Origin of the sequence: Nitratireductor rhodophyticola, assembly GCF_019891355.1 — a bacterium.
GTDB lineage: Bacteria > Pseudomonadota > Alphaproteobacteria > Rhizobiales > Rhizobiaceae > Nitratireductor > Nitratireductor rhodophyticola.
The window spans coordinates 148220-168048 of record NZ_JAHSSF010000004.1; the positions used below are offsets into that span (position 1 = coordinate 148220).

Below are 19829 nucleotides of genomic sequence, written 5' to 3' on the forward strand. Positions count from 1 at the left end.
TCAGTTTCGACCGCCTCCCGCCTGGCGGGCCACCACCGCCTCATAGGCCGCCTGAAGCCGCTCGCGCACATCGGGCCCGCTCCTGTTCGGGTCCGGCGGCGCCCCGAGATGCGTTACCCGCAGGTCGTCCATGAACTCTTCCCAAAGCGGCGGCCCGCCCTCTGCAAGAAGCTTCGCCCGGATCGAAAGCTCTTCGGTAACCGGAAGCCATTTGCTGCCCCAGGCTCCGATCATGGCGAAGACAGGAACCAGCTCAATGCCTTTTTCCGTGAGACTGTAAATCGCCTTCTGCTTGTGGCTGGGGTCGTCCGCCTTCGAGATCACCCCCTCTGCCGTCAGGCGCCGCAGGCGATCGGCGAGAATGTTGGAGGCAATGCCCTCCATGGAACCGTTCAACAGTTCGCGGAAATGGCGCCTGTTGCCGAACATCATGTCGCGCACGACGACGAGGCTCCATTTGTCGCCGACCACCTCAACGGTGAGATTGATCGGGCAGCCCGAACGATGCTGATCCTGCAATAGAACCTCCAGAAAATTCTGATTGCACATTGCCACCAGTTTGCATATGGTGCAACCCGTTTGAAAATGAAACCAGTTTTAAAAGCGAAGCACAACTACACTGCTGAGGAGGACGGAATGAGCAAGGTCATTGTTTGGGTACTCGTAACGCTGGACGGCTATTTCGAGGGGGAGAAGAAATGGGACCTCGACCATCACGGCGAGGCCTGGGGGGAGGAATTGCAGGCGCTAAGCATGAGTTTTGGCCAGAGCGCCGCCGCGCTCGTCTTCGGTCGTGTCACCTATGAAGGCATGAAGGCGCACTGGACCAGCGCCGATGCCGCCGACGAACCCGAAGTGACGGCCTTCATGAACGCTCTTCCCAAACTGGTCGCCTCACGAACCCTCACCAGTTCGGACTGGAACAACACCCGGGTAACCGACGACATTTCTGGCGCAATCCGGGAACTGAAGGCGAATGCCGAGCCCGGCAAGAACATCTACATATTCGGCAGCGCCGACCTCAGCGCCTCCCTGCTGAAAGAGGGGCTGATCGACGAGCTCATGCTGGGGGTGGTGCCCGTGCAGCTCGAAAAGGGCACGCCATTCTTCAAGCCGGGCAGCGGGCGGCGCAGGTTCACCCTCATCGAGAGCAGGCCGCTGAGCAATGGCACGCTGATCCTGCGTTATGCGCCCGACCAAAATCCCGCGGATACGCCAGAGCAATTTAACGCACACTCATGACCCCCTTCAAACCGACCCGCCGCATCATTCTACAGTCGGCAGCCGCGCTGACGATCTGCAACATCGCAGTGCCCCTTCAAGTCGCCGAACTCACGGCAAGAGACGGAGACGAAAGAATGCGCATGATCAAGACCGACACCGGCGCGGAACTCGCCACCCAGAGCTTTGGCGATCCGGCCGATCCGGCCATTCTGCTCATCATGGGAGCGATGGCATCCATGCTCTGGTGGCCGGAGGAGTTTTGCCAGGACCTTGCGGCGCGCGGCCACTATGTGATCCGCTACGACAATCGCGACACCGGGCTTTCCACCAGCTACCAGCCCGGAAGCCCGCCCTATACCATGGACGATATGGCCGAGGACGCGATCCGTATCCTCGACGGCTACGGCATCGAAAAGGCTCACCTGGCGGGCATGTCGCTTGGCGGGATGATCGCCCAGATCGCAGCGCTCACACACCCGCAGCGCGTACGGGCTTTGACCCTGATCTCCACAACGCCCGTCGGGATCGACACATCCGGGCTGCCGCAGACCAGCGCCGCCTATATGGAACATGCTTCCACAGGCGAAAACGTAGACTGGACCGACGAACAACAGGTGATCGACTTCATCGTCAGGGACACCAAGATGATTGCCGGCACCGCACACCCCTATGATGAAGCGCGCGCCCGCAACCTGGTGGAGAACGACGTAAAGCGCGCGAGAAACTTTGCCAGCGTGACCAATCATTTCATGCTGAAGGGTGGCGAGGGGCTCGATGGCCGCCTCCCCGGGCTGGAAGCGCCCCTTCTTGTAATCCACGGCACAGCGGATCCGATCTTCCCCGTGGACCACGGCACCTTTCTGGCCGACACCGTTGCCGGCGCGCGGCTCCTGAAAATCGAGGGCGGCGGCCATGAACTCCACCCCGGCGACTGGCCGGAAATCATCGCGGCGATCGCAGAGCACTCAAACCGTTGAACCGGACGACAGCGCAGGAACCCTCCATGTCCCTGAAACTCTACATGCACCCCCTCTCCTCGTACTGCCACAAGGCATTGATCGCGCTCTACGAGAATGGCACACCATTCGAGCCCATCACGCCCAACCTGATGGACGCGACCGAGCGCGAAGCATTTCGAAAGATTTCGCCCGCAGTCAAAATCCCGGCCCTGGTGGACGAGTTGCGCGGGCGCACCGTGGTGGAATCGACCGTGGTGATCGAATACCTCGATCACTTCTATCCTGGCCCGGCACGCCTCGTGCCGACTGACCCGGAGGCGGCGATTGAGGCAAGAATGCTCGATCGCTATTTCGACAACTACGTCCATTACCATGTGCAGAAGATCGTCGGTGACCAGCTAAGGCCCGACGAATGCCGCGACCCGTTCGGCGTCGAGGAGGCGATGAAGGGTCTACAGGCTTCCTATGCCTTTCTCGAAAGCCTGATGACTGGAAAGCGCTGGGCGCTGGGTGATCTGTTCTCGCTGGCCGACTGCTCCGCAGCCCCCGCGTTGTTCTACGCAAACAACATCATCCCAGTCATCGACGGGCACCCGAAACTTGCTGCCTATCTCGTACGCCTGATGGAACGACCGAGCTATATGCGGACACTGTCTGAAGCGGAGCCCTATTTCCACATGGTTCCACTCGACAGAAAACCCACACTGACACTGCCGGGAGCCCCGAACAATGCCACATAGAAAAACGACAGCACCTGATCGCACTCGCCGGGCGCTCGTCACCGGTACCGCGGCCATTCTTGCCTGTTCCGCTTTCCCCCGGAGGTCCAGCGCCATGCAGACTGCATCGTTCAACCAAGCGGCACTCGACGCACTGCGCCGCTCCATCAGCGCCCGTGTGGACGCGGGTGAGATCGCCGGGGCGACATGGCTCATCCACCATGCCGGAGAGACGCATGTGGACAGTACCGGCACCTTCGGGATGAACGGTGCGGGTGCGCCCATGGCGCGCGATACGATCTATCGTGTGGCATCCATCACCAAGCCGGTGACGGCGGCGCTGGCGATGATGCTTGTGGAGGATGGCGTGCTGACGCTGGATGGCCCCGTCGACGATCTTTTGCCGGAACTTGCAAACCGCCAGGTCCTGAAACGGATCGCCGGGCCGCTCGATGAAACCGTGCCGGCCAATGGACCCGTGACCCTGCGCCACCTGCTGACCATGACCTTCGGTCTCGGCGCCATCATGGTGTTTCCGGAAGCCTATCCGATCCAGGCGGCAATGCGCGAGGCCGGCGTCGCACCGAGCTGGGTCCTGCCGCAAATGTCGTCCGATGCCTATATGAAGAAGCTCGGCGAACTGCCGCTCGCAGCGCATCCGGGCGAAAGCTTTTTCTACAACAACGGTCTCGACGTTGCCGGCATCCTGATTGAGCGGGCGACGGGCGAGCGGCTCGGTGCAGTGATGAAGGCCCGCCTCCTGGAGCCGCTCGGCATGAAGGACACGGATTTCTTCGTGCCGGACGACAAGCAGCACCGCCTGCCCGTCCAGTATGGGCCGGACTTTGCCAATGGCGGTATACGGGTGATCCCGTTTGGCCCGGAACAGGGCATCGACTTTTCAAGACCTCCGCAGATGGATTCTGGCGCCGGCGGGCTGGTAACCACGGTGGACGATTACGCTGCCTTCTGCCGCATGATGCTCAACGGTGGCGCACTGGACGGCAGACGCTACCTGAAAGCCGAAACCGTGACAGAGATGACGCGGGATCAACTCACACAGGAACAGAAGCAGGCGCCACATGCCGCCATGTTCATGGACGATGGCGGCGCCGGCTGGGGGCTCGGCATGTCAGTGGGGCTCAAGAGCACTCGGCCATGGCTGGCGCAGGGCAGCTTTGGCTGGAACGGCGGCTATGGCACCACGGCCTACACCGACCCGAAGAATGGCCTTGTCGGGATATTTCTCAGCCAGCAGATGATGACATCCCCCGACGCGCCGAAAACCTATCTGGACTTCTGGAAAGGCGCGCGTGCGGCCGTTGGCTGACCCTGGGACCAGGACCTAGCCACCCGCCCAGCGCGCCACCATGCGGCTGATGGGCGGGCCGGCCAGAAGCACGAAGAGAAAGCGCGCCATCTGCACAGCCATGATGAAAGAGAGGTTCACGTCCTGCGAGGCAGCGGCCGCGATGATGGCGACGGAATCCATGCCGCCCGGGCTCGTCGCCAGATAGGCGGTGAGCGGATCGATGCCCCACTCCACGTGCAGGAACCAGGCGAGCACACCGCAGAATGCCATCAGGGCGAGAATCGAAATCACCACCTGCGGCAATGCCCTGAAAGCGGTGCGTAAAAGCGCGCGGTCGAACTTCAGGCCGATGGTCCAGCCCACCACCATATAGGCCGCGCCCATGAGCCAGGGCGGGAGCTCCAGCGCAACACCGCCGCCCAGATGCACCAGCGCTCCTGCAAGCATGCCTCCAAGAAAGAATGGCGCCGGCAGCCGCACCAGCCTGCCGAACAGGCCGCCCGCCAGCGCCGTGACCAGCGTGATTGCGAAGGCTGCAAGATCGATCGGGGGAAACCAGACCGTTTCAGGCGCATCGACACCGGACGTGTCGACCCACAGCCTTGCAATGAGCGCAGCGGCAAGGGTGACGAAGATCACCCGCAGATACTGCATGAAAGCCACGAGCCGTGCATCGGCACCGAAAGCACCCGCCATGAGAACCATGGCCGTGGCCGCCCCCGGCGCAGAGCCCCAGACGGCTGTCGTGCCGGGCAGTATCCTCCAGCGGCTGACGAGAAAACCCAGAAAGCTGCTGGCCGCGACCGTCACCAGAACCGAAAGCAGGAGGATGGGCCAGATATCGGCGAAGGAGGCGATGATTGCGGGCTCGAGTGAACCGCCGATCAGAAGCCCCACCAGCGCCTGCGCCGAGGAAAACCCAAGACCCGGAACGCGAATGCCCGCCCCCAGTGCCCCCGTGGCAACGGCTGCCAGCATGGGGCCGATGAGAAGTGCTGCCGGCAGCGCGCCAAAAAGCATCACACTGGCAAAAGCCACAGTGAGAGCGATGAGAAACAGCCACTGGAAAACAGGATCAAGACGCGTGAGAGGGCCCTTGAAGGAAGTCTGCGGCGTGGTGTCCATTAACAAGCGTCCCGACTGTCTGCCATGACGGCATACAGGATCGGGCCGCATATGGGAATGTCCACGTGCCATGGCCGCTGGTGCTGTCGATTGATTTTATATTCCCAATAAGATATATAACCGAAAAGATATTTAAGTGAGCGTCATGCAAACCGATCAACTCGATGCGACATTCGCGGCTCTGGCAGACCCGACGCGACGGGCGATTCTCGCACGCCTTGCCGAAGGAGAGGCCACCGTGATGGAGCTGACGGAACCTTTCGATCTGAGCCAGCCGGCCATTTCCAAGCACATCAAGGTGCTGGAGAAGGCTGGGCTCGTCTCACGCAGCCGCGATGCGCAGAGGCGCCCGTGCAAGCTGGAAGCCCGCCCGCTGGGCGAGGCCATCGACTTTCTGGAACAGTATCGTCGGTTCCTGGAGGTGCGCTACGCAAAGCTCGACGCCCTTCTTGAGACCCTGAAGACCGTGAATGATCCGCCGGCCGGCACGGGCTGATCCGGCTCCACGCCTTTCCTGACCAGACACCGAAAGGAACCCCGCATGTCACACTCCAGGACCATCACCGTCACCGCGCGTGGTGACAGGGAGCTCGTGATCACCCGCCGCTTCAATGCTCCGCGGCAGATGGTGTTCGACGCTCACACGCGACCCGAACTGATCAAGCGCTGGATGACTGGCCCGGAAAACTGGACGCTGCCCGTGTGCGAGATCGACCTTCGGGCGGGTGGCAAGGGCCGCTATGTGTGGCACAACACCGAAAATGGCGCCGATATGGGCATGACAGCGACCTATCGGGAGATCGATGCACCCCACCGTATTGTCCATGAAGAGATGTTCGATGAGGACTGGACCGGCGGGGGCACGGAGATCATCACCACCTTCGAAGACGATGGCGAGACCACGCGCATGGAAATGGTGATCCGCTGCACGTCGAAGGAAGCGCGCGACAACATCCTGAAGTCGCCCATGTCCGACGGCATGGAGCAGGGCTACGCCCGTCTCGATCGCCAGCTTGCCGAACGCAGGGCCGCTTAGGGTTCAGGACCTGTTAGAGATCTAATAATGAGGGAATGCGCCATGGCGCACAACGCTTCCAGGGCTGCACACCGCCATCATAGTGTGCTTCGCAGCATCGGCGCAGTGTTTCTGGGTCTGGCGGTGATCTTTATCCTGTCTCTGGGGATGGATCAGCTCATGCACAGCCTCGAAATCTACCCGCCTTGGGATCAGCCCATGGTGGATGTGGAAGATGGGTTGCTTGCGCTCGGCTATCGCATTCCCATCGCCATTTTCGGCTGTTATCTCGCAGCGCGCTTCGCGCCGCGCGCGCCGATGGCTCACGCGCTGGTGCTCGGTGGCATCGGCGTGGTTCTTTCCACACTTGGTGCAGTCGCCATGTGGCAGATGGGCATGCACTGGTATCCGATTGCGCTGATCCTCATCAGCCTGCCCTGCGCCTGGATCGGCGGAAAGCTTTATCTGGCGCGGAAATCAGGCTCGCGGTAGCGTCGCAGGAGTTCGGGTTCACGAAACAAAATCAATGAGCCTGTCGGATTGTCACTTCCTTATTCGTCCTGGGCGGGACAAGAGGAGAAAGGAACCTGCAATGCGCTACATGATGCTGATGATCCCCAAAGGATATGAGACGGCCGGTCCCGAGCTCGACCTGCCGGCCGACGCGGTGGCCAAGATGATGGCCTACAATGAAGAATTGCGTGCCGCCGGTGTACTGGAAGCGCTGGAGGGCCTGCATCCGCCGTCTGCAGGCGCGCGGGTTTCGTTCGCCAGCGGCGAGCCAGTGGTGATCGATGGACCGTTCATTGAGGCCAAGGAAGTGCTCGGCGGCTTCTGGATCATCAACGTCCCGACACTCGACGATGCCATCGAATGGGCAAAGCGCTGCCCCGGTTCGCCCAATGAGACCATCGAGATCCGCAAAATCCAGCAGATGGAAGACTATAGCGACGAAGTGCAGGAGATCGTGAAGACCTATCCCGACGTGCTGGAAAAGGGCATCAACCGCTCCTGATCAGGAGAATTTCGCCTTGTGCTCCGGTTCCACGTGAATGGTGACTTCCGCACCGGGCTGGGCCTTTTCGAGCGCCCCTTCGATGCGGTCGCAGATGCGGTGTGCGGCCTCGACCGTCATGTCTGACGGCACCACAAGATGAAACTCGATGAAGCGGGCCCTGCCCGCTTCACGCGTCTTGAGATCGTGGAATTCGAGGGCACCTTCATCATTGTCGGCGATCACGCGCTCGATCCGGGCCAGCTCCTCGGGTTCCACCGATACATCCATGAGCCCCTGCACGGAATCGCCCACCAGATGCCAGCCGTGCCACAGGATGTTCAGCGCAACCACAAGCGCCATCGTCGGATCGAGCCAGTACCAGCCCGTGGCCACGGCAAGCACGAGGCCGAAAATGACACCGGCAGAGGTGACGACATCGGTCCACAAATGCTTCCCGTCGGCGACCATGGCCGGTGAGCGGGCCTTTCGCCCTGTGGAGATGAGAAGCCATGCCCACAGGCCATTGCCGACCGCGGCCAGCCCGTTGATCGCGAGGCCGACAACCGGAGCTGCGAGCGGACGGGGCTCGAAAAGAACCGTCCATGCCTCATGGATGATCAGCAGCGCGGCAACGACAATGAGGACGCCTTCCAGAACGGCGGAAAAGTATTCCGCCTTGTGATGGCCGAACGGGTGATTGTCGTCGGCCGGCGTGTGGGCGATACGCAGCGCATACCACGCCACACATGAGGCGACGACATTGACCACCGATTCCATCGCATCTGAAAAGAGCGCCACGGAATCGGTGAGCCACCACGCGGCAAGCTTGAGCGCAAAAATGCCCAGCGCAACAACGATGGACCACATCGCGATGCGCTGAAGCTTGCCATTGGATGGCATGGCGGTTCCTTTCCATCGCTCCCGCCCAACCCCGGCGGGAACCCAAATGGCCAATGTGTCAGGCCGCTTTTACACGCGCCTTTCGTGGCAGATGCGCCACCACATTCTCGATCATGCGCATGCCGGCATTCTGTCCGAGTGTCATGATCGATTCGGGATGGAATTGCACGGCCGCAACCGGCTCATCCTCATGTTCTATGCCCATGACCACACCATCCTCGGTCTCCGCCGTCACCATGAAGGCGGACGGCATGCGCACCGGATCGGCAAAGATGGAATGGTAGCGCCCGACCGTCACCTCGGAGGGGAGACCGGAAAACACAAGGCTGTTGCCGCCGGCACGGATGCGCGAGGGCTTTCCATGCATGGGCTCGGCAAGCTGACGCAGCTCACCGCCATAGGCCTCGACAAGCGCCTGCAGGCCAAGACACACGCCGAAGATCGGCAGTTTGCGCTGCCGGCTTTTGGCGATTGTGGTCTTGCAGTCGAAATCTTCCGGCCGCCCCGGCCCCGGTGACAGAACAACCAGGTCCGGTGCCACACGGTCGAACACCTCGTCTGCGACCGGCGCACGAACCGTCACCACCTCCGCGCCCGTCTGGCGGAAATAGTTGGCGAGCGTGTGCACGAAGGAATCCTCGTGATCCACGAGCAGGATCTTCACCCCCTCGCCGACACGGGCGCCGGCGCGCGTTTCGTTTTCCATGTTTGTTTTCCCGGTATCGCGGATCGCCGACAGCATGGCCGACGCCTTGAGCTCCGTTTCGGCCTCTTCCTCCTGCGGATCGGAATCGAACAGGAGCGTCGCCCCTGCCCGAACCTCCGCCACACCATCCTTGATGCGGATGGTGCGCAGCGTCAGGCCGGTGTTGATGTCGCCATTGAAATGCACCATGCCGATGGCACCGCCATACCAGGCGCGCGGGCTCTTCTCGTTTTCCTCGATGAAACGCATGGCCCAGAGTTTCGGCGCACCGGTCACGGTGACGGCCCAGGCGTGGCTCAGAAACGCATCGAATGCATCCATGCCCTCGCGCAGCCGTCCCTCGATGTGATCGACCGTGTGGATGAGACGCGAATACATCTCGATCTGGCGGCGCCCGATCACCCGCACGGAACCCGGCTCGCACACACGGCTCTTGTCGTTGCGGTCGACATCCGAACACATGGTCAGTTCGGACTCGTCCTTCTTGGAGTTCAGGAGCTTGATGATCTGCTCGGCATCGGCAATGGCGTCGTCGCCCCGCTTGATGGTACCGGAGATCGGACAGGTCTCGACGCGCCGGCCATTGACCCGCACGAACATCTCCGGCGATGCACCGACGAGATATTCCTGTTCACCGAGATTGATGAAGAAGGAATAGGGCGACGGGTTGATCTCTTTCAGGCGCCGCGAAATCTGCGACGGACGCCGCTCGGCCCGCTCCATGAACATCTGCCCGGGCACCACTTCGAACAGGTCCCCGCGATGGAAGCTCTCCTTGGCCTTTTCGACCAGGCGCGCATATTCGCCGGGCTCGTGATCGCCGCGCGGCGGCACATGATCGGCTGTCTTGAAAGGCGCCTTTACGCCATCGCGTGGAAGGCCAGCCGTCGAAGCGTCCTCCGCCGCATAGTCGTAACGGTCGTGCCACGCTTTTGCAGCGTGGTGGTCGACCACGAGAATCTCATCCGGCAGATAAAGCACCAGGTCGCGCTGGCTTTGGGGGCGCTCGAGGCTCTGTTTGATCGGGTCGAACTGGAAGGCGAGATCGTAGCCGAACGCACCGTAGAGCCCCAGATTGGCATCGTGATCGGTATGAAAGAGATCGGTTATGGCACGCAGCACGGTGAAGACCGTCGGCACGCGGGAACGCTCTTCCTCGGAAAAGACCCGTTCGGGCTCTGCGACGGCCAGCGCGAGCAGTGCGTCGTCTCGCTCCGTCACTGTGACAGTGTCGAGCCCGGCAACCCGGTCGGCAAGGATGCGCAGAAGCGCCCTGCCCCGATCATTCAACGCCTCGATCTTCATGTCTCGGCCGCGCGCCGAGATCACCAGCGGCGGATCGATGATCGCCGTGTCCCAGCGGGTGTAACGACCGGGATATTCGTAATTGGACGAAAAGACCGCGCCGCGGCGCTCGTCCAGCGCATCGATATAGGTGTCGATGGCACCTTCATAGGCGGTTTCCACACGGGTCCGCGTGATGGTCACGCCGCCTGCCGTTTTAAATCGCTCGGCGCCGTTATCCAGAACTTCCAGGCTCATTTCATGCTCCCTTTTTCAGGCATCGCCGGGAAGCGCAGACAAAAATGGCCGCCCGGTTTTCACCTGCGGCCATGGTCTTTTCTGCGCGCACACTGCACGGTTGGCCGCTGTTAACGGACCCACCACCAGAGTTTTGCGCAAGAAATCGTCGTCATGGTTTCTCCATAGCCTCGACGGAGCTTTCACGCAACCGCTTTCCAGCACCATCGGCCAGCCGTCTGCCGCGATAGAGCGCATGGAGGCTGAGGCACAGCCATGTGAAGCTTGCCCACGCCGCGCCCAGCGCCCAGCCGGCGGCAACATCGCTCGGCCAGTGAACACCCAGATAGATGCGGCTGACACCCACGATGAACGATATGAAAACCGCCACGGCGAGCACATAGAGCCTGATGCGCCAGTCCGGAAAGAAACGCACGACAAGAGCCGCCAGTGTCAGATAGGCGACTGTGGTGACGGTGGCGTGACCACTTGGAAAACTCGCCGTGTGGATCACGTCCAGATGCTCGACGATGTCGGGCCGCGGGCGCTCATAGTGGTTTTTCAGAATGTAGGAGACGAGTGCGCCGGAACCGACGGACAGAACCGCATAGAAGGCCGCGCCATAGCGCCGTATCACGAGGAGCAGGCCGGCCACCACCAGAAGGGACAGAACGATAACCGGATAACCGCCAATGGCGGTTATCTCCAGAGCGGCTTCCTCCAGCCATGGCGGCCCGAGCGGATCCGAAGCGTCCAGAGGATTGCGCAGGGCGAGAAGCACCTGTTCGTCCAGCGCCTTGATCTCTCCCTCCGCGACTTCATCGGCTATCGCCAGGAATATGAACGAACCAAGCGTCAGAACCAGGAGGAGAAGCGCGGGCGCAAGCGCCCTGCGTCGGCGCGCAACCTGTCGAATGAAACCCCATTTTGCAAATGCCATCCCCGATGCAACTCCCTCAATCAACCGAATTCGCGATGCGCGGGATGCCAACACCGCGAATGTTGCCTAGGGTCAGGACCCATTAATATGGCCGCAATTGTCGGCCTGATTTGTGCGGATACGCGAAGCAAGACCGCAGGAAGACTTCATGTCTTTCAAGGTCTTGCGACAAAGTAGCCCGTGCAAATCAGGCCGATCCGAAGGACGCTCTATAGACCGGCGACCTGCCGCGTCAAACCCCTTGACCGGGGGAAGGACCCCACTCCGCAGGCTTTTCCTCGCATCTCTTGGTCTATCGAACGCCATTGTGGTCATATTAATGGGTCCTGACCCTAAATAAGGTATAGCCGTGTCTTTCCAACAGGAGCGATGTTCATGGGCTGGTCTTTCAACATCGGCAAAATCGGCGGCACGGTGCTGCGGGTTCATGTAACCTTCTTTCTTCTGCTGGTCTGGATCTGGTTCATGCACTACCAGATCGGCGGCAGTGCCGCCGCCTGGGAGGGCGTCGCCTTTATCCTTGCCGTGTTCGCCTGCGTGGTTCTGCACGAATTTGGCCATGCGCTGGCCGCCCGCCGCTACGGGATCAGGACGCCTGACATCACCTTGTTGCCCATCGGCGGGCTGGCGCGGCTGGAGCGAATGCCCGAAGAACCGATGCAGGAACTGGTGATCGCCATCGCCGGACCGCTGGTGAACGTCATCATCGCAGCGCTGATCATTTTCGCGCTCGGCGGCTCGGCCGGCATCGAGCAGATGATCCAGGTGGAGGATCCACGCGCCGACTTTCTGGTTCGCCTCGCCGGCGTGAACATTTTCCTCGTCCTGTTCAATCTCATTCCTGCCTTCCCGATGGATGGCGGACGCGTGCTGCGCGCGCTCCTGGCAATCCGGCTAAGCTGGGCCAGAGCCACACAAATCGCCGCCAATATCGGCCAGGGCCTCGCCTTTCTGTTCGGCTTTCTGGGACTGCTTTACAATCCGCTTCTGATCTTCATCGCCATCTTCGTCTATCTGGCAGCTTCGGCAGAAGCGCAGAACGCGCAGATTCGCAGCGTTGCGAACAGCGTTCTGGCGGGGGATGTGATGGTAAGAAAATTTGCCACGCTGGACCGCTCGGCGACCGTCGGCGAGGCAATCGACCTGCTTCTCGCCACAACGCAGAACGAGTTTCCGGTGGTCGACGGAAACGGCCATCTGGAGGGGTTGATCACGCGCAACGACATGATGCGCGTCCTTAAGGATGCCGGGCCGGATGCACCGGCAGCCAGTGCGATGCGCACCGGCCTTCCGACCGTTCACAGGCGGCAGAGCCTGACCGAAGGGGTGCGCCTGATGCAGGAAGCGCAGGCCCCGGCAGTGGCCGTTCTCGACAGTCATGACCGGCTTGTCGGCCTCATCACTCATGAAACGATCGGCGAGATGATCATGGTGCGCGCGGCAATGCCCGAAGGGTTTCGCTTCAAACGACGCACTGGTCGCAGCAGACAGGATCGGAGCTGATCCTGTAACGGTTCCACATTTACGGCTACCGCCTTGACATCGCCGCATCCGCGCACCACGTTTATGAGATGAGCACGAACCGAAAACACATTTCCGTTCTCTTCCGGGTATGTCCCATTGCGGGATATTGACCCCCGGTTCGGTGCTGTGCGCCTCCGAACCGAGGGGCGCTCTTCCGCCGATTGATCGAGACGATCAAATCGAGCGGCGGAAACGGTTCTAGGGCGCAACACCAAGACTTTCTATGACAATCGAAGCCTCGCGGCATGAACCGAACGCATGCCCGCATGACACGCATGGACAAGCCAATGCAGCAGAAGACAGGGCGCAAGCCGAGCATCACGATTTCCGAAACCGACTATGAACGCCTGACCGGCCTGGCGGAGGCACTGGAAGACCGCAATCCCGAAGCCTCGGAAACCATGATGGCCGAACTCGACCGGGCTCGCGTGGTGCGCGACGGTTCGCTTGCCTCAACCATCGTGCGCATGGGCTCGACCGTCGTCTACACGGCAGACGAAGGCCCCGAGAAGACGGTCACGCTCGTCTATCCGGGCGACGCGGACATTGAAAAGGGACGCATTTCCATCACCACCCCGGTGGGGACGGCCCTGATCGGGCTCAAGGAAGGCCAGTCAATCGACTGGGCCGCACGCACGGGCCAGACCCACAGACTGACTGTGGTGCGCGTAACCCAGGAAGAAAACGCCGCCTGAATCTGACGCCATGTCCAGCCCCCATCTCCGCTTTTTCACGGGACATCTCCTGACGGGAGCCTAGCCCCTGCGTCATTCCCGGGCGCAGGGGCCGGACGACCGATGTTCAAGCTGCGCTGCCGACGCAAGGCTGCGCGGATTTGTCTGTTCGCGGTTTCCCCTCCCAGGACGCTGAAACCGCGCTGGAGATCGTGCAGGAGATTGCCGTGTGGACCGGACAGGGATGCATTCTTACCACCAAGGACTTCACCATCCTCGAATTCCTGCAGGAGCGCAGGCACAGGTTCGGTGAAACCTATGCCGCGCTTTTGCGCGCAAAACTCGACGCGGCTACAGTCATCTTTCGGGAAGACATGCCGGCTCACGTCACCACGCTGAACAGCCGTGTGCGTTTTCGCATCGGCGACGAGCCACCGCAGACGCGCATTATCAGCCATGACGAACTGCAGGGCTTCGTCGGCCTGACATTGCCGCTGACGACATTGCGCGGACTTGCGCTTCTGGGGCTCGCTGCAGGCGAGTCAATCGTCCTGCCGCGAGATGGCACAGCCGCGCCCGAGCGTGTTGTGCTTGAAGCGGTGCTTTACCAGCCCGAAGCCGCACGCAGAAAAATGCGCGCGACGAAACGTCCCGCGCTGCGCCTCGTCCACAGTGCGGACACCGGCACAGTCCCTCACCGCGCGGCTGTCATTTCCGGCGGTGACGACGATCCCGGACCGAGTGCGGCCTGAACAGCCGGTGAGCAAGCGGTATCACTGCCTGCCACCCACCCAGTAGCGCGGGCCCGGCCCCATCCGGCCTGCCCGGTCGGCCGGGTTCGTCAGAGCGCAGGTTTCGAGCGACAGGCAACCGCAGGATATGCATTCGGTGAGGCCACGCTTGAGCCGTTCCATTTCCGCGATCCGTTCGTCTATGCGCTTCGTCCAGTTTTCCGAAAGGCGCGCCCAGTCATCGCCCCTGGGCACGTGGTCGGTTGGCAGCTTGCCAAGCTCCGCCTTGATCTCATCGAGCGAAAGCCCCACCCGCTGGGCGAAAACGATGAAGGCCACGCGACGCAGCACGGCGCGCTCGTAGCGGCGATGGCCCGAGCCCGCTCGCTCGGAAGTAATCAATCCCCGCTCCTCGTAGTAGCGCAGGGCGGAGGCGGCAACGCCGCTGCGCCGCGAAACCTGGTTGATAGTGAGCATTGGCAGCCTCCCGTGTTGAGGCTGAGAATTTCACGATCGAGGCCAAACTTCAAGTGAACTTGAGTTTGCACCACATACGGGCCTGCGCTCTGTCCCCGTGCCGGCAGTTGGCGGGCCCGCAGCCCGCCCGGCCATCAGACTCAACTTATCAGGAAAGCCCCTCGATCAGGCCGTTTTCATTGAGAAAAATATGTTCTGACGAAGGCACGCGCGGCAGGCCCGGCATGGTCATGATCTCACCGCAGATCGCCACCACGAAACCGGCGCCGGCGGAAAGCCGCACCTCGCGGATCGGCACCACATGGCCGGTGGGTGCGCCCCGCAGATTGGGATCTGTGGAGAAGGAATACTGCGTCTTGGCCATGCAGACCGGCAGGTGGCCGTATCCCTGCTCTTCCCATTGCTTTAGCTGATTGCGCACGGACTTGTCTGCAATCGCCTCCGAGCCGCGATAGATGCGCTTCACCACCGTGTCGATCTTGTCGAAGAGCGGCATGTCGTCGGGATAGAGCGGTGCGAACTGGGAGACCCCGCTTTCGGCCAGCGCCACCACCTTGTGTGCCAGTTCTTCGATACCGGCAGAGCCTTCAGCCCAGTGGCGGCACAGCACCGCCTCCTCGCCCTGCTCGGCCACATAAGCCTTGACCGCCTCAATCTCGGCATCCGTGTCCGTATGAAAATGGTTGATGGCGACGATGGCCGGCACGCCGAACTGCTTCACGTTTTCAATGTGGCGGCCAAGATTGGCACAGCCCGCCTTGACGGATGCGACATCCTCGGTGCCCAGGTCTTCCTTCTTGACGCCGCCATTCATCTTGAGCGCCCGCACGGTCGCCACAATCACGGCGGCGGCTGGCTTGAGGCCTGCCTTGCGGCATTTGATGTCGAAGAATTTTTCCGCACCGAGATCGGCACCGAAACCGGCCTCCGTCACCACATAGTCAGCGATTTTCAGAGCCGTAGTGGTCGCCATCACCGAGTTGCAGCCATGGGCGATGTTGGCGAAGGGGCCGCCATGCACGAAAGCCGGATTGTTTTCCAGCGTCTGCACCAGATTGGGCTGAAGCGCGTCCTTGAGGAGCACGGTCATCGCACCATCGGCCTTGATGTCGCGGGCAAAGACCGGGCTCTTGTCCCGGCGATATCCAATGATGATATCGCCGAGACGCTTTTCGAGGTCCTTCAGATCAGTCGAAAGGCACAGAATGGCCATGACCTCGGACGCCACCGTGATGTCGAAACCGGCCTCGCGCGGAAAACCGTTGGCCACGCCGCCCAGCGAACAGACGATCTCGCGCAGCGCCCGGTCGTTCATGTCCATCACGCGCCGCCAGGCCACGCGGCGAATGTCGATCTCCTGCGCGTTGCCCCAGTAAATATGGTTGTCGATCAGCGCCGAAAGCAGATTGTGGGCAGAGGTGATGGCGTGGAAATCGCCGGTGAAGTGGAGGTTCATATCCTCCATCGGAACCACCTGGGCATAACCGCCGCCGGCTGCCCCGCCCTTGACGCCGAAGCAGGGGCCAAGCGAGGCCTCGCGGATGCAGATCGCCGCCTTCTTGCCGATGCGGTTCAGACCATCGCCGAGACCGACCGTGGTGGTCGTCTTGCCTTCGCCCGCCGGCGTCGGATTGATCGCCGTGACGAGGATCAGCCTGCCATTCCCGTTCTTGCGGGCCTCTGCGATGAACTCGGCCGAAACCTTCGCCTTGTCATGGCCATAGGGAAGTAGGTGCTCGGATGGAATGTCGAGCCGCGCCCCGATTTCCTGAATCGGCTTCTTCTTCGCCGCGCGGGCGATCTCGATGTCGGATTTCACTTCGGCCATGACGATGATTTCCTCTCCCGGTGGTCCGCAACGTTTGCCGATTGGCATAAAGCCGCGAATTCTAAACGTCCACCGTCGCAAAAGAGGCGCGCAATGCGTGAAATGCGACAGGGCATGTGCGACGGTGGCAGTGAAGCGGCAGGCGGAGCAGACATCTACGCTTGCCCCGCAGACCGGTTAACCTACCGGTCCAGAACCAGGCGCAGTTCCACGAGATTGGAGCGCACACGCAGAATGTAGAAGCCCATCGTGGCGAGGTGGGTCGGCATGATCCAGCCATCCTCACGCCCATTGGAGATGATGAAGGGCTGCACATTCAGCGCCGCGCGGAACTGCTCTTCCGTCGTGTCCCAGAGCGAGCCGAGCGAACGCTGCTTGATGACATCTTCAAAGTCGGCGCCCGCCGCTTTCAGAAGGCCGTAATAAGCGTAAAGCTGGCCATAGGCGAACCAGAAGCGGTCATCGGCACGTGTGTCGAACCAGCCGGAATTGTAATTTTCCGAACGCTGGCGCAGAAGATCGGAGGTCGAGCCCAGATCGCTCGCAATGCGGTCGAGATACTGGATCAGATTGTCGGCGCGCGCATCGAACACGGCCTCGCAGGTCTCAAGCCGGTCGTTGAAGCTGCGCAGATCGCGGATGGCGGAGCGATAGAAGCTCGGGGTGGGCGTCTTGGGCCCAAAGGGGCTCAGCCCAAAATACCAGGTTTCCTCATCGAAGGTGAGCGCACCGCGCGCATTCTGCAGATCGCGGTCGATCTGCGATGTGCCGCGCACGCGGCCAAGCGCATCGACGAGTTCGATGGCGCTGCGGCGTGTCGCCTGATTGATGCCGCGTTGGAACGATGCCTTGTTGTCAAAGAAGGGCGTGTCGTCCCAGTCGAGCACGAAGAAAAAGCCGAGCTTGTAGAGCAGCATGGAGGAAATCCATGCATTTTCGTTGACGTTGAAGTCGGTGAGGTCCGCGGTCACGTCGACGATGGCGGACCGTCCGCAGGTGCGTGTCTCGCCGCCCTGTGTGGCCGCTGTCTGCTCGCCGGCGGAAACGCCACGCGCGTCAAGATTGTATTCCGCGACGTAATCGGGATTAAAGCCCGTCCACACCTGCGTCTGCCAGAAAAAATAGCCGTAGAAGCCAACGATCGCGAGCAGCACAAGACCGATCGAGCCCCGAATGATCCAGCCGCGCCGCGTATACCAGCGGCCGGCGGCCATGAACGGCCAGAGGATCCAAGCGATCACCAGCCCGATGCCGCGACCGATCCAGTGAAACACGCGGGTGAAGAATTCAACGATCGGATCGAGCACGAAGCGCCTCCCTCAGGCGAATTTGGTCTTGAATCAGGACTCTAAGCCATAGAGGCGCTTCCGCAGCGCCGGTTTGTCCATGAGATAGGCGGTTTTGAGCCGTGCCACAACATATTCGCGCCAGGCATCCGGCCAGCTTTCGTAATCGCGGTAAAAACCCTGCTTGTTGAAGACGTAGCGGGCAATGAAATCGGACGGCACGAAATCGGAAATCAGCCGGTTGGTGAGCCAGGCATCCTTGTGCGCGGGGTCGGCGCGGGTGACGAGAAAGCGTTCCCGCGGCGGGATTTCCTCAATCTTGAGCGTCCCCGTCTGGCTGATTTCGCGCACCGCGGCGTTGAGAAGCGGAACACTCCCCTCACCGGCGACCAGTTTCGCATTGTGGTGCGTCCAGGTCTGCAGCCACACCGGATCGGCGCGGGCGAAATCCGTATCCGGCTCCTCGCGCCGGATCAGATCGAGCAACACCATTTCGCCGCGATGGGCGAGATAGTTCGACCGTTCGATCCACGAGGCGCGCGGCAGCTGGATGCGGCCCGTCTCGGCCAGAAATCGGAAGATGCGCGCCGGATCGTCCTTCGACAGATAACTCACCTGCCAGGGCCGCGAGCGGCGGAAGCCCGGCGTCGCCGGATCGGCGATCACCGTTGTCGTGTCCGTATCGGCGAATATGTAGACACCGCCGAAATGGCTCGTCCAATAGGCATCATGCCGGAACACGACCTGTTCGGGCACGAGGCTGTTTTCGCGGATGTCGCCGGTTTCGCGCGCGAGCGCGACCATGCGGTTGAGCAGTTCGTCGTCGCGCCAGGCGTCGGGCTCATGCTTCACCCGGTCGGCAAGCCGGCCAAGCTCCGCGGCCTTTCCGAGCAGATCTTCGGCGGAGAGAACCTTGAACTCCACCTGCGCGATGGACAGCAGGTCCTCGATGTCGCGCACCTGGTTCACCTGCTCCTCGATCTCGCCATAGACCACATCCTTGATGGTGATGGCGTTGATGGCGCGCGCATTGGCCATCATGAATTCGTAGACGAGTTGCGAGGTGTTGGAGAAGGCTGTGTGCACCACGGGCAATTCGATCTGCGCCGGGGTGAGGATGATGAAGCGGCGATTGACGCCGTTGGGATCGAGATACTGCTCGTCGTCCAGTTCCTCGGCGATCTGCGGCGAGAAGCCGGTGCGGTCGATCTCGAAGGAAGCGAGTTTCGTCTGCGGCACGCCGAAGGCATCCAGCGCCTTGTTGTAGCGTGCGATCAGATGCGGTTCTTCAATCTTCAGGAGGCGGCCGAAGATGAGGTCGTTCTCACGGAGGAGATTCATGGCGTCACTCCTCACCCGGCACATGTGGAGAGAAAGGCGTAAGCGTTGCGGCCATCCTCCTTCTCCCCGCACTCGCGGGGAGAAGGTCCCGGCAGGGGGATGAGGGGCGGGCAACAGTCTGAAAAAATATCCCCCTTACCATTTCCGACCCTCAGCGGGAGAAAACCGCATGTCAGCAGCGACGACCGACGACGAAAGCCGCCCGTCCAGCACAGCCAATATCATTTCGAGCACCTGTTCCAGCTCTTTCAGAACATCGACATTCCAGAACCGCAGCACAGACCACCCCTTCTCGTTCATATAGCTGTCACGACGCCGATCCGCAGTGTTTTCAGCATGTTGGCTGCCATCGACTTCGACCACAAGGTGCTTCTCCCTACAGGCGAAATCAGCAAAATACGGCCCGAGAGGCAGCTGCCGCACAAATTTGAAGCCATTCAACCGACGATTTCGCAGTTCCGACCACAGGACCTCTTCCGCATCGTTTTCTGCGCGGCACAGGGAGCGCGCTCTTTCGGTCTGTTCTGGTTTCACATTCCGCATGGCGCTC

Annotated in this window: 21 protein-coding genes; 11 read left to right on the top strand and 10 right to left on the bottom strand. The window is 61.3% G+C overall.

The annotated features are described in order from the left end of the window. Positions 1-549, bottom strand: a complete 549-nt coding sequence (locus KUG85_RS16160; protein WP_255606452.1) for a winged helix-turn-helix transcriptional regulator — start codon at positions 547-549, stop codon at positions 1-3. Between the two features lie 87 nt (positions 550-636). On the opposite strand from KUG85_RS16160, the gene KUG85_RS16165 reads away from it, so the two are divergent. The 4 genes from KUG85_RS16165 (at position 637) to KUG85_RS16180 (ending at position 4232) form a co-directional block, all read left to right on the top strand. Then, positions 637-1242, top strand: a complete 606-nt coding sequence (locus tag KUG85_RS16165) for a dihydrofolate reductase family protein (protein ID WP_223006039.1) — start codon at positions 637-639, stop codon at positions 1240-1242. Positions 1243-1364: 122 nt separating this feature from the next. Next, positions 1365-2201 (top strand): alpha/beta fold hydrolase, encoded by an 837-nt coding sequence (locus tag KUG85_RS16170; protein ID WP_223006360.1) that lies wholly within the window; start codon positions 1365-1367, stop codon positions 2199-2201. Between the two features lie 26 nt (positions 2202-2227). Further along, a complete protein-coding gene (locus tag KUG85_RS16175) occupies positions 2228-2923 on the top strand; it encodes a glutathione S-transferase family protein (RefSeq protein WP_223006041.1) in 696 nt (231 codons plus the stop codon). 94 nt (positions 2924-3017) lie between these two features. Continuing rightward, entirely contained in the window at positions 3018-4232 is a 1215-nt protein-coding gene (locus KUG85_RS16180; RefSeq protein WP_255606453.1) for a serine hydrolase domain-containing protein, read from the top strand. A gap of 15 nt (positions 4233-4247) precedes the next feature. Here the strand turns inward: KUG85_RS16180 and KUG85_RS16185 are convergent, their stop codons facing one another. Further along, positions 4248-5339 carry an AbrB family transcriptional regulator gene (locus KUG85_RS16185; protein ID WP_223006044.1) on the bottom strand — a complete coding sequence of 364 codons (1092 nt, stop codon included), beginning with the start codon at positions 5337-5339 and terminating at the stop codon, positions 4248-4250. A gap of 145 nt (positions 5340-5484) precedes the next feature. On the opposite strand from KUG85_RS16185, the gene KUG85_RS16190 reads away from it, so the two are divergent. From KUG85_RS16190 to KUG85_RS16205, 4 genes are all read left to right on the top strand, one after another. Further along, a complete protein-coding gene (locus KUG85_RS16190; RefSeq protein WP_065815487.1) occupies positions 5485-5835 on the top strand; it encodes an ArsR/SmtB family transcription factor in 351 nt (116 codons plus the stop codon). Between the two features lie 45 nt (positions 5836-5880). After that, a complete protein-coding gene (locus KUG85_RS16195) occupies positions 5881-6375 on the top strand; it encodes an SRPBCC family protein (RefSeq protein ID WP_223006046.1) in 495 nt (164 codons plus the stop codon). Between the two features lie 42 nt (positions 6376-6417). Continuing rightward, positions 6418-6846: a hypothetical protein gene (locus KUG85_RS16200; RefSeq protein WP_223006049.1), complete on the top strand. Its 429-nt coding sequence runs from the start codon at positions 6418-6420 to the stop codon at positions 6844-6846. Positions 6847-6946: 100 nt separating this feature from the next. Then, entirely contained in the window at positions 6947-7369 is a 423-nt protein-coding gene (locus KUG85_RS16205) for a YciI family protein (protein ID WP_007008723.1), read from the top strand. Here KUG85_RS16205 and KUG85_RS16210 read toward each other — a convergent pair whose 3' ends face one another. The 3 genes from KUG85_RS16210 to KUG85_RS16220 form a co-directional block, all read right to left on the bottom strand. Continuing rightward, a complete protein-coding gene (locus KUG85_RS16210) occupies positions 7370-8251 on the bottom strand; it encodes a cation diffusion facilitator family transporter (RefSeq protein ID WP_223006050.1) in 882 nt (293 codons plus the stop codon). It abuts the gene before it with no gap. A 58-nt stretch (positions 8252-8309) separates the two neighbouring features. Next, the gene (locus tag KUG85_RS16215) at positions 8310-10499 is read right to left on the bottom strand and encodes an anthranilate synthase (RefSeq protein WP_223006052.1); all 2190 of its coding nucleotides are present in this window, start codon (positions 10497-10499) and stop codon (positions 8310-8312) included. A gap of 151 nt (positions 10500-10650) precedes the next feature. Beyond that, positions 10651-11418: a phosphatase PAP2 family protein gene (locus tag KUG85_RS16220; RefSeq protein ID WP_223006054.1), complete on the bottom strand. Its 768-nt coding sequence runs from the start codon at positions 11416-11418 to the stop codon at positions 10651-10653. A 375-nt stretch (positions 11419-11793) separates the two neighbouring features. Here KUG85_RS16220 and KUG85_RS16225 point away from each other — a divergent pair, with 375 nt between their 5' ends. The 3 genes from KUG85_RS16225 to KUG85_RS16235 all read left to right on the top strand — a co-directional run bounded on the left by KUG85_RS16225 (position 11794) and on the right by KUG85_RS16235 (position 14368). After that, a complete protein-coding gene (locus KUG85_RS16225; protein ID WP_223006055.1) occupies positions 11794-12921 on the top strand; it encodes a site-2 protease family protein in 1128 nt (375 codons plus the stop codon). A 308-nt stretch (positions 12922-13229) separates the two neighbouring features. After that, positions 13230-13637, top strand: coding sequence for a nucleoside diphosphate kinase regulator (rnk, locus tag KUG85_RS16230; protein ID WP_065815979.1), 408 nt, complete (start codon positions 13230-13232; stop codon positions 13635-13637). A 140-nt stretch (positions 13638-13777) separates the two neighbouring features. Next, positions 13778-14368 (top strand): nucleoside-diphosphate kinase, encoded by a 591-nt coding sequence (locus KUG85_RS16235; protein ID WP_255606454.1) that lies wholly within the window; start codon positions 13778-13780, stop codon positions 14366-14368. Positions 14369-14389: 21 nt separating this feature from the next. On the opposite strand, the gene soxR is transcribed toward KUG85_RS16235, so the two are convergent. The 5 genes from soxR to KUG85_RS16260 form a co-directional block, all read right to left on the bottom strand. Beyond that, entirely contained in the window at positions 14390-14824 is a 435-nt protein-coding gene (gene soxR / locus KUG85_RS16240; protein WP_223006057.1) for a redox-sensitive transcriptional activator SoxR, read from the bottom strand. A 148-nt stretch (positions 14825-14972) separates the two neighbouring features. After that, positions 14973-16652: a formate--tetrahydrofolate ligase gene (locus tag KUG85_RS16245; protein ID WP_223006059.1), complete on the bottom strand. Its 1680-nt coding sequence runs from the start codon at positions 16650-16652 to the stop codon at positions 14973-14975. Positions 16653-16834: 182 nt separating this feature from the next. After that, positions 16835-17959 (bottom strand): DUF2333 family protein, encoded by a 1125-nt coding sequence (locus KUG85_RS16250; RefSeq protein WP_223006061.1) that lies wholly within the window; start codon positions 17957-17959, stop codon positions 16835-16837. Between the two features lie 33 nt (positions 17960-17992). Then, positions 17993-19279 (bottom strand): DUF6638 family protein, encoded by a 1287-nt coding sequence (locus KUG85_RS16255; RefSeq protein ID WP_223006063.1) that lies wholly within the window; start codon positions 19277-19279, stop codon positions 17993-17995. Between the two features lie 135 nt (positions 19280-19414). Next, positions 19415-19822: an endonuclease domain-containing protein gene (locus tag KUG85_RS16260; protein WP_223006065.1), complete on the bottom strand. Its 408-nt coding sequence runs from the start codon at positions 19820-19822 to the stop codon at positions 19415-19417. Positions 19823-19829: the final 7 nt, after the last annotated feature.